Origin of the sequence: Rossellomorea oryzaecorticis (genome assembly GCF_038405515.1) — a bacterium.
In the GTDB taxonomy this organism is placed as follows: domain Bacteria; phylum Bacillota; class Bacilli; order Bacillales; family Bacillaceae_B; genus Rossellomorea; species Rossellomorea oryzaecorticis_A.
The window spans coordinates 62,295-71,359 of sequence record NZ_JBBYAF010000021.1 but is presented as its reverse complement, the minus strand read 5'-3'; the positions used below and the strand labels follow the sequence as shown (position 1 = coordinate 71,359).

Genomic DNA, 9,065 nt, shown 5'->3' with positions numbered 1-9,065 from the left:
CCGTGCAAGACTTCGCTTTCCGCGGGTAGCCCGTGAGCCTCCTCGTCGCGTTCGCTCCTGCGGGGTCTCACATTAGCTACTTTTCCCGCAGGAGTCTTCGTCTTGCACTCCAATCCACCGCTCGAACTAGACCAAATCAGCAATAGTTTTCTCAAAAAAATGCCATTCTTCTCATTACAATAATAACTATTATCTAATGACCATGTTCGGCTTTTTCTGAAGGCTGTGACGGCCGTCGATGAAGCGGACGGTTCCGGATTTCGCACGCATGACGACTGAGTGAGTCAATCCGTGGGTGCCTTTCAGCTGAACGCCTCTTAACAGTTCCCCGTCGGTTACGCCTGTTGCTGCGAAAATGGCATCGTCACCTGTTACCAGGTCTTCCATACGCAATACCTTATCTACATCAAGGCCCATGCTGATGCAGCGCTGCAGTTCGGCATCATTTTGCGGCAGGAGTTTCCCTTGGATTTCCCCGCCAAGGCATTTTAGTGCTACAGCGGCAAGGACACCTTCAGGGGCGCCGCCAGATCCGAATAAGATATCGACTCCCGTGTGGTCGAATGCTGTATTCATCGCTCCGGCAACATCACCGTCATTGATCAGCTTGATGCGTGCACCTGCTTCTCGGAGTTGCTGGATGATGTGCTGGTGACGCTCACGATTCAGCACCGTTGCCACCACGTCTTCAATATCCTTGTTCTTTGCTTGTGCTACAGCTTTCAGATTATCGATAACAGAAGCATTGATATCAACTTTACCAACTGCTTCAGGACCAACCGCAATTTTATCCATATACATATCCGGAGCATTCAGCAGATTCCCGTGATCGGCAACCGCCAGAACCGCAAGCGCATTCCAACCTCCGGATGCCACGATATTCGTCCCTTCAAGCGGGTCCACTGCCACATCGACGCGGGGACCATATCCTGTCCCAAGCTTTTCACCGATATAAAGCATTGGCGCTTCGTCCATTTCCCCTTCGCCAATCACGACAGTACCCTTCATTGGTACGGTATCAAATACGTCACGCATTGCAGAAGTTGCGGCATCATCCGCTTCGTCCTTCTTGCCGCGTCCCATCCATCTAGCTGATGCAAGGGCAGCTCCTTCCGTTACACGAACCAGCTCCATTGATAAACTTCTTTCCATGTATACAGCCTCCCGAATTCCCTTTTGTAAAGCTCTTTTTGCATACTTTTCAGTATTAAAAAGCAGCCTTTGAGTACAATAAATTTAAATTGTATAACATATTAACAGATTTATTGTAACACATTTATCGGGTAAGAGAGACCTTTTTTCTAAAAAAGCGGGGCCACTCCTTCTCGGAAGCTGAGAATTATTTCAATTGGCGCTTAGGATTTTAATTGTTCCAGCTCTTCAGCTGTCATTTTTTCACGCCAGATGGTCGCACCGAGTCCTTCGAGCTTTTCAACGAGATCACTATAACCGCGGTCGATATGCTCGAGGCCCGTTACTTCTGTAATTCCTTCTGCCATCAGTCCCGCAATTACAAGAGCTGCTCCTGCGCGCAGATCGCTCGCTTTCACTTTTGCTCCCTGAAGCTGAACCGGACCGTTGACGATCGCAGAACGTCCTTCCACTTTGATCGTGGCATTCATGCGTCTCAATTCGTCGATATGCTTGAAGCGGGCAGAATAAATCGTATCCGTTACCACAGCGGAACCTTCCGCCCTAGTCATCAGCGAAGTGAACGGCTGCTGCAGGTCGGTCGGGAATCCAGGATAAACCAGGGTCTTGATATCCACGGCTTTCAGCTTGTCCGCTCTGCCGATAAAGATCTGATCATCGTTCGTCTCAACGGGAACCCCCATTTCACGAAGCTTGGCAATCACTGATTCCATATGTAATGGAATAACATTATCGATCAGAACGCCTTTTCCTGCTGCCGCGGCAAGGATCATGAACGTGCCCGCTTCGATCCGGTCAGGAATGATCGTGTGGCGGCATCCGTGAAGCTCATCGACACCATCAATACGGATCACATCCGTACCCGCACCTTTGATTCTCGCTCCCATATTGCTCAACAGCGTCGCCACATCGATGATTTCAGGCTCTTTCGCTGCATTTTCAATGATGGTGCGCCCTTTGGCACGAACGGCGGCAAGCATGATATTGATGGTAGCGCCTACACTTACCACATCAAGATAAATACGCGCACCCTTTAATTCATCGGCACGAAGATAAATCGCACCCTGTTCATTCGTTACTTCGGCACCGAGCGCTTCAAAGCCTTTTATATGCTGATCAATCGGACGGGGCCCTAAATGACATCCGCCCGGAAGACCGATGACAGCTTTTTTGAAGCGGCCCAGCATCGCTCCCATCAGGTAATATGATGCTCGGAGCTTTTTCACTTTGCCGCTCGGAAGCGGCATGGACACCATTTCACTTGGGTCCACTCTCATTTCTCCATCTTCGAAACTGACCGTTCCTCCGATTTCTTCGAGTAAGTCCTGCAGCGTGCGCACGTCCGAAATTTCCGGCAGCCCCTCAATCGTTACCGGCGAATCGGCAAGGATCGTAGCCGGTATCAACGCGACAGCACTGTTTTTCGCACCACTGACTTTTATGGTACCTTCAAGTGGATAACCACCTGCAATCTTTAGCTTTTCCATTTTAATCTCCCTTCCACTGTTCAGCGGGAAAGAAGGGACTCATTCAGTTTGAGATCCCGTTCTACAGCACGCCAACAAAAAGGATTATTTTTCCATGTGAAGACGATCTAAGAAGTCCATTGTCTACTAGTTTATACATATTTCGTCAAAACATGTATAGGATTTTCGAATTTTTTCTCACAGGTCCTTTTGACCTACTTTCCTGCATGCTTCAAAAACGATTTATCTGTTGTTCCAATCATTCAAAAAGGCTTCAATCCCTTTATCCGTAAGTGGATGGTTGAAGAGCTGCTTCAACACTTTGAGAGGAACGGTTGCAATATGCGCGCCTCTGAGTGCCGCTTCTGTAATATGCTGCGGATGGCGCGTAGAAGCTGCGATGATCTCTGTTTCCAGACCGTGGATCGCGAAAATCTCAGCGATCTTTGAAACCAGTTCAAGACCATCATGACCGATATCATCCAGTCTTCCTAAGAATGGCGATACATACGTCGCTCCGGCGCGGGCTGCTAGAAGCGCCTGATTCGCACTGAAGATCAACGTAACATTCGTCTTGATCCCTTCTTTGGAAAAAGTGGATGCTGCTGTAAGGCCGTCCGGTGTCATCGGAAGCTTGATCGTGATATTGGGAGCGATTTTTGCAAGCTCCCTGCCTTCCTTGATCATTCCTTCAGCGTCGGTAGCGATGACCTCTGCACTTACAGAACCCGGTACAAGTTCTGTGATCTCTTTTAATCGATCTTCAAATGTGACTCCTTTTTCTTTTGCCACAAGTGACGGATTGGTTGTCACGCCTGAAACAATTCCCCATTCAAATGCTTCTCTGATTTCGTCCATGTTTGCTGTATCGATAAAAAATTTCAAGTCTCCTACCCCTTTTTCGACAAAATTTTCAATCTTTTTATAATGAACGGAAAGGACTGACCCAAAAAGGCATTACCCTCCCATGGTGCCAGTCCTCTCCTACTGCTTCATTCTTTTTCTACCACATTCGGAAAGATCTAATCTGATTCCAGTCACTTTCCAAACATTACCTCTATTCGCTTACGCTTGGTTAGAAGAACCAAATTCACGCATTTTACCGATTACCGTCGCTTTGATTGCTTCGCGTGCAGGGCCCATGTATTTACGAGGATCGTACACTTCAGAATCTGCAGCAAGTACTTCACGTACCTTCTTGGCAGAAGCGATTTGGTTTTCAGTGTTTACGTTGATTTTAGCTGTTCCATAAGAGATCGCTTTTTGGATATCTTTTGTCGGGATACCAGTACCACCGTGAAGTACTAGAGGTACTCCTGATGCTGCACCGATTTCTTCCATTTCTTTGAAACCAAGGTTTGGTTCACCTTTGTAAGGACCGTGAACTGAACCTAATGCAGGAGCAAGAGTGTCGATTCCAGTACGTTCTACAAGCTCTTGACATTCTTTAGGGTCAGCATAAATAACGCCGTCTGCAACTACGTCATCTTCCTGTCCGCCGACTGTACCAAGCTCAGCTTCAACAGAAACACCTTTAGAGTGAGCATACTCAACCACTTTGGAAGTGATTTCGATGTTCTCTTCGAAAGGACCGTGAGAAGCGTCGATCATGACGGATGTGAAACCAGCGTCAATCGCTTCTTTACATTTGTCATAGCTTGAACCGTGATCAAGGTGGATCGCAACAGGTACTGTGATGTTCAAGTCTTCCATCAGACCTTCTACCATCTTCACTACTGTTTTGAAACCGCTCATGTAACGGGCTGCACCTTCAGAAACACCAAGGATGACAGGTGATTTCTCTTCTTCAGCAGCTTGAAGGATCGCTTGAGTGAACTCAAGGTTGTTCAAGTTGAATTGACCAACAGCATAGCTGTTTTCTTTTGCTTGGATAAGCATGTCTTTCATTGAAACTAAAGGCATATTAATTTCCTCCTTGTATTCAGTCAGTGTGCCATTTTTGGTAAAGATAATGGAAGTTTGTTCACACCGATTAACATTGTTAACAATTTCACTTGTATCATACCAAAACACAATTGATTTTACCAACTGAAGAGGCCATTTGTAAAAAATACTACTATTTTCACTATTCTAACTTCAGGGTCAAACCGGGATATACTGTCTAACCGCTCGTCTGATATCATCAATATCAAACGGTTTTGCAAAATGAGTCAATGCACCCAGGTCCTTCGCTTCCTGAATCATATCAAGTTCCCCGTAAGCGGTCATGATGATCACGCGGATTTCCTGATCTTTTTTCTTCATTCTCTTCAGGATTTCAATTCCATCCATTCCAGGAATTTTCATATCAAGCAGGACGAGATCCGGGGAATGCTTATCTACGATTTCAAGTGCCTGAACACCATTTGCCGCTTGAAAGGTTTGATAGCCTTCCTTTTGCAAGACTTCATTTAATAGAATTCGTATACCAAACTGGTCATCTACAATAAGTATCTTTTCATTCATATGGCTTATCCCCTTTTTAAATAAAATGAAATATGTATATCTGCTTTAAGCTTGGCTTACAGGTTTCATCCTGCAATGGTTGGTTGCCCGTCCTCTTTGTTCTTTCGTAAAAGTATCATATATTCTATTACTTCTACCAATCATGTAAAAAATCCTGCTTTTTCTCCATTATTTTACTTGCACCCGTTTTCCCCTTTATAATAAGCGATACAGCATGAATTGTCGAAGCTCAATCGGTCGACTGAATAAGGAGTGAAACCATGATCAAGATGTTCACAACCCAATTATCGGGTTTATTTAAACGCATCTCTGAAAAACAGGAATTTGAAATCGAAGACGCGGCGAGGCTACTTACACAGGCTGCCGTCGGACAGGGATCGATTTATATCAAAGCGTATGGAGAAATGGAAGCTGTAACGGCTGAAGCTTTACACGGGGCTGAACGGCTTCCTTCTGTTAAAAGATTTGATGAGGCCGTGCCGTTGACCGAAGCTGACCGCGTACTCGTCGTGACCCGTTTATCCACGGATGAAGAAGCGGTCGGGTTTGCGAAGGGCTTGGCGGATGAAGGCGTCCCGTTCGTGGGGATTTCCGGTCTTGTTGGAGAAGGTGAAGGGCTCGCTGGAATTGCCGACCTTCACCTCGACACTAAAGTGATCAAGGGGATGCTGCCTGGTGAGGAAATCGGCGAACGCGTGTGTATGCCGACGAGCATGGCGGCTCTCTATATCTATTTCGCGCTGGGGTTTGTCATCCGTGAAATGTTGGAGGAATACGAGGACTGATTGTCTGTTTAATTCGAAGGCCCGTCCCTCGATGCTTTAACGCATTGAAGGACGGGCCTTTTTTTGGTGTTTTGTGTAGGACTTCGACATGCACAGGTGGGTATTAACTTGCATATTTGCTTGATATTTTGGTTTTGTGCTCGAAATCGGTGGTTTTATGCTCGAACTCAGTACTTTTATACTCGAACTGTCGGATTTTCAACCATCGAAGACGGGATACCCTCTTCTGCTTACCTGTCTATTAAGGGGTATGATGTTGCAGTGGACATCCAGGGGTACCCTCATTTTACACGTGCGAATTCCCTATATTTATGTGCGGTATGTTTGATATAAGTGCGAAATTTTGATTTTATGTGCGAAATATCAAATATATGTTCGAGCTGCCGATTTTCCGACAATATTCGATACACCCTAACGCACTTATACCTAATCTCATATACAACATTACATCGCTTCACCACCAAACTATACACTACACCACAAAAAACCGCTCCCCCAATCCAGGAGAGCGGCCGTAAAACATCAAAAAATTATTTCTCGCCAAAAGCCAAACTAGCTTCAACAAAGTCTCTGAACAGCGGCTGTGGACGAGTCGGGCGTGATGTGAATTCCGGGTGGAATTGGGATGCCACGAACCATGGGTGATCTTCAAGCTCGATGATCTCCACAAGGCGTCCGTCAGGGCTTGTACCTGAGAAGATGAAGCCTGCGTTTTCCATTTGCTCACGGTAATGATTGTTGAATTCGAAGCGGTGGCGGTGACGCTCGTAAACCACTTCGCCGTCGTAAGCTGCATAGGCTTTTGAGCCTTTTGTCAATTTACATGGATATAAACCAAGACGCAGCGTTCCGCCAAGATCTTCGATGTCCTTTTGTTCAGGAAGCAAGTCGATGATTGGGTATGGCGTATCCGGGTTCAACTCAGCAGAGTGAGCTCCTTCAAGGCCAAGGACATTGCGCGCATACTCTACAGATGCCAGCTGCATGCCAAGGCAGATTCCAAGGAAAGGAATCTTGTTTTCACGGGCATACTGAGTTGCGGCGATTTTCCCTTCTACCCCGCGGTCACCGAAGCCTCCAGGCACAAGGATTCCCTCTACGTCCCCAAGTTTTTCAGCAACGTTTCCTGCATCAACAAGCTCAGAGTTCAGCCATTTCACTTCGATATCACTGTCGAACTGATAGCCGGCATGACGAAGTGCTTCGACAACGGAAATGTACGCATCCTGAAGTTCAACATACTTCCCTACAAGTGCGATCGTTGTTTTGCGTGAAAGATTCGTCACACGCTCCACAAGCTCATTCCACTCTGTCATTTCCGCTTCACGGCAATTCAGTTTAAGGTGCTGGCATGTAATCTCATCAAGCTTCTGATTCTGAAGGGAAAGCGGTACTGAGTAAAGTGTAGCTGCATCCATTGCTTCGATGACTGCGTTCTTGTCGATATCACAGAACAATGCGATTTTATCTTTCATATCCTGCGTCATCGGCATTTCTGTACGGACAACGATGACATTCGGCTGGATTCCAAGGCTGCGAAGTTCTTTAACACTGTGCTGGGTCGGCTTCGTTTTCATTTCACCGGCAGCTTTAATGTAAGGAACCAACGTACAGTGGATGTACATCACGTTATCACGGCCTACATCACTCTTGATTTGACGGATCGCTTCAAGGAATGGAAGAGATTCGATATCGCCGACCGTTCCGCCGATTTCCGTGATGACAACATCTGAATTCGTTTCACGGCCGGCGCGGTATACGCGTTCCTTGATTTCATTCGTGATATGCGGGATGACCTGAACCGTTCCGCCCAGATAATCACCGCGGCGCTCTTTTTTCAGGACCGTGGAATAGATTTTACCAGTCGTCACCGAGCTGTATTTTGTCAGGTTGATGTCCACGAAACGCTCATAGTGACCCAAGTCAAGATCCGTTTCCGCACCGTCATCCGTTACGAATACTTCACCATGCTGATACGGGCTCATCGTTCCAGGATCCACGTTGATGTATGGATCGAATTTCTGGATGGTCACCGAAACTCCGCGGTTTTTTAATAGTCTTCCAAGGGACGCTGCTGTTATCCCTTTTCCTAGTGACGAAACAACGCCGCCTGTTACGAAAATATACTTAGTCATGTATATGTCCCCCTTTTAATATGTTTTGTTTCAAAAAAAGTAGAGGGTGTCTCTTATGTATCCTTGTCATGAAGTTATCTTGTTCAAAGAAGGAGTAGTCCATTCCCGCAAAATAATATCATGGGCAAAACATAGCTAAAAGACAGCCTCTGATTTATATAAATTGTAGGTTGTAAGGGGAAGAGAAAAACCTGAAACAGCCTGCATTCCCTGCGCATGCTGTCTTATAAAAAATAAAAAACGCCCCTCTTACCAAATGGTAAGGGGAGCGTTGAATACTCTATTCGTCCTTTTTTAAGGAGCCCAAATAAAATACTACCTTCCTAAAAGAAAGAAGTCAAGCAGAGAATGAGTAAAGGAAATCTTCCTAATTCACAGAAAAATTAAAGCTTTTCGTCCTCTTCATCTTCTTCTGTTTCTTCCTCATCGTCATCGACTTCATCGAACTCGTCGATTTCGAGCTCTTCCTCGGCTTCATCGACATCGATATCTTCAATATCATCGTCTGTATCATCCACATCGTCGTCATCATCTGTCAGATCATCATCGTCATCTGTATCGTCAAGATCATCATAATCAAGATCGTCATCGAGGTCTTCATCATCAAGATCTTCGAATTCGTCCAGATCAAGATCTTCTTCGACTTTCTTCTTGGCTTTTTTCTTTTTAGTAGATTTCATTGTAGGAACGGTTTCCTCTTCGATTTGATCAACAGGATACCATTCCCGGAGTCCCCAGCGGTTTTCGCCAAGCGCAATGAAGCGTCCGTCGATATTCAAGTCTGTATAAAATTGAACCATGCGGCTTTTAACCTCTGATTCAGAGATTTCAAGTAAACTTTTAATTTCCTTCAATACTTCTTGGAATGTCACGGCTTGTTTCTTTTCCGTCATGATTTCGTGTGCCAATTCAATAAAAGAGGTTTGTCGCAATTCTTCTTTCGATAACTGTTTTAAACTCACTTTACGCACTTCCTTTCTCTATTTCACACTCTACTGAGAGAGTCACTAAACCAGATAAAAAATGGCATAATCCTGCCATTATCATTTTAAGCATATTAC

Annotated in this window: 8 protein-coding genes; 1 reads left to right on the top strand and 7 read right to left on the bottom strand. The window is 45.6% G+C overall.

Annotation, left to right across the window (positions count from 1 at the left end; translation table 11 throughout):
* Positions 1-189: 189 nt before the first annotated feature.
* The 5 genes from glpX to AAEO50_RS12010 form a co-directional block, all read right to left on the bottom strand.
* On the bottom strand, positions 190-1,152 hold the full coding sequence (glpX, locus tag AAEO50_RS12030) for a class II fructose-bisphosphatase (RefSeq protein WP_341983902.1): 963 nt from the start codon (positions 1,150-1,152) through the stop codon (positions 190-192).
* 203 nt (positions 1,153-1,355) lie between these two features.
* Complete coding sequence (locus AAEO50_RS12025; RefSeq protein WP_341983900.1) at positions 1,356-2,639, bottom strand: UDP-N-acetylglucosamine 1-carboxyvinyltransferase; 1,284 nt, start codon at positions 2,637-2,639, stop codon at positions 1,356-1,358.
* A 222-nt stretch (positions 2,640-2,861) separates the two neighbouring features.
* A complete protein-coding gene (fsa, locus tag AAEO50_RS12020; protein WP_071620410.1) occupies positions 2,862-3,503 on the bottom strand; it encodes a fructose-6-phosphate aldolase in 642 nt (213 codons plus the stop codon).
* Between the two features lie 180 nt (positions 3,504-3,683).
* Positions 3,684-4,541 (bottom strand): class II fructose-bisphosphate aldolase, encoded by an 858-nt coding sequence (locus AAEO50_RS12015; protein ID WP_341983893.1) that lies wholly within the window; start codon positions 4,539-4,541, stop codon positions 3,684-3,686.
* A 180-nt stretch (positions 4,542-4,721) separates the two neighbouring features.
* Complete coding sequence (locus AAEO50_RS12010; protein WP_341983891.1) at positions 4,722-5,084, bottom strand: response regulator; 363 nt, start codon at positions 5,082-5,084, stop codon at positions 4,722-4,724.
* Between the two features lie 260 nt (positions 5,085-5,344).
* On the opposite strand from AAEO50_RS12010, the gene AAEO50_RS12005 reads away from it, so the two are divergent.
* The gene (locus AAEO50_RS12005) at positions 5,345-5,869 is read left to right on the top strand and encodes a DUF2529 domain-containing protein (RefSeq protein WP_341983889.1); all 525 of its coding nucleotides are present in this window, start codon (positions 5,345-5,347) and stop codon (positions 5,867-5,869) included.
* Between the two features lie 530 nt (positions 5,870-6,399).
* Here the strand turns inward: AAEO50_RS12005 and AAEO50_RS12000 are convergent.
* Positions 6,400-8,004, bottom strand: a complete 1,605-nt coding sequence (locus AAEO50_RS12000) for a CTP synthase (protein WP_341983887.1) — start codon at positions 8,002-8,004, stop codon at positions 6,400-6,402.
* Between the two features lie 383 nt (positions 8,005-8,387).
* Positions 8,388-8,966: a DNA-directed RNA polymerase subunit delta gene (rpoE, locus tag AAEO50_RS11995; protein WP_341983885.1), complete on the bottom strand. Its 579-nt coding sequence runs from the start codon at positions 8,964-8,966 to the stop codon at positions 8,388-8,390.
* Between the last annotated feature and the right edge of the window lie 99 nt (positions 8,967-9,065).

Coding starts and splice junctions, on each gene's coding strand:
- AAEO50_RS12025 (WP_341983900.1), bottom strand. CDS start 2,639: ATGGAAAAGCTAAAGATTGCAGGTGGTTATCCACTTGAAGGTACCATA.
- AAEO50_RS12005 (WP_341983889.1), top strand. CDS start 5,345: ATGATCAAGATGTTCACAACCCAATTATCGGGTTTATTTAAACGCATC.
- glpX (WP_341983902.1), bottom strand. CDS start 1,152: ATGGAAAGAAGTTTATCAATGGAGCTGGTTCGTGTAACGGAAGGAGCT.
- AAEO50_RS12000 (WP_341983887.1), bottom strand. CDS start 8,004: ATGACTAAGTATATTTTCGTAACAGGCGGCGTTGTTTCGTCACTAGGA.
- AAEO50_RS12010 (WP_341983891.1), bottom strand. CDS start 5,084: ATGAATGAAAAGATACTTATTGTAGATGACCAGTTTGGTATACGAATT.
- AAEO50_RS12015 (WP_341983893.1), bottom strand. CDS start 4,541: ATGCCTTTAGTTTCAATGAAAGACATGCTTATCCAAGCAAAAGAAAAC.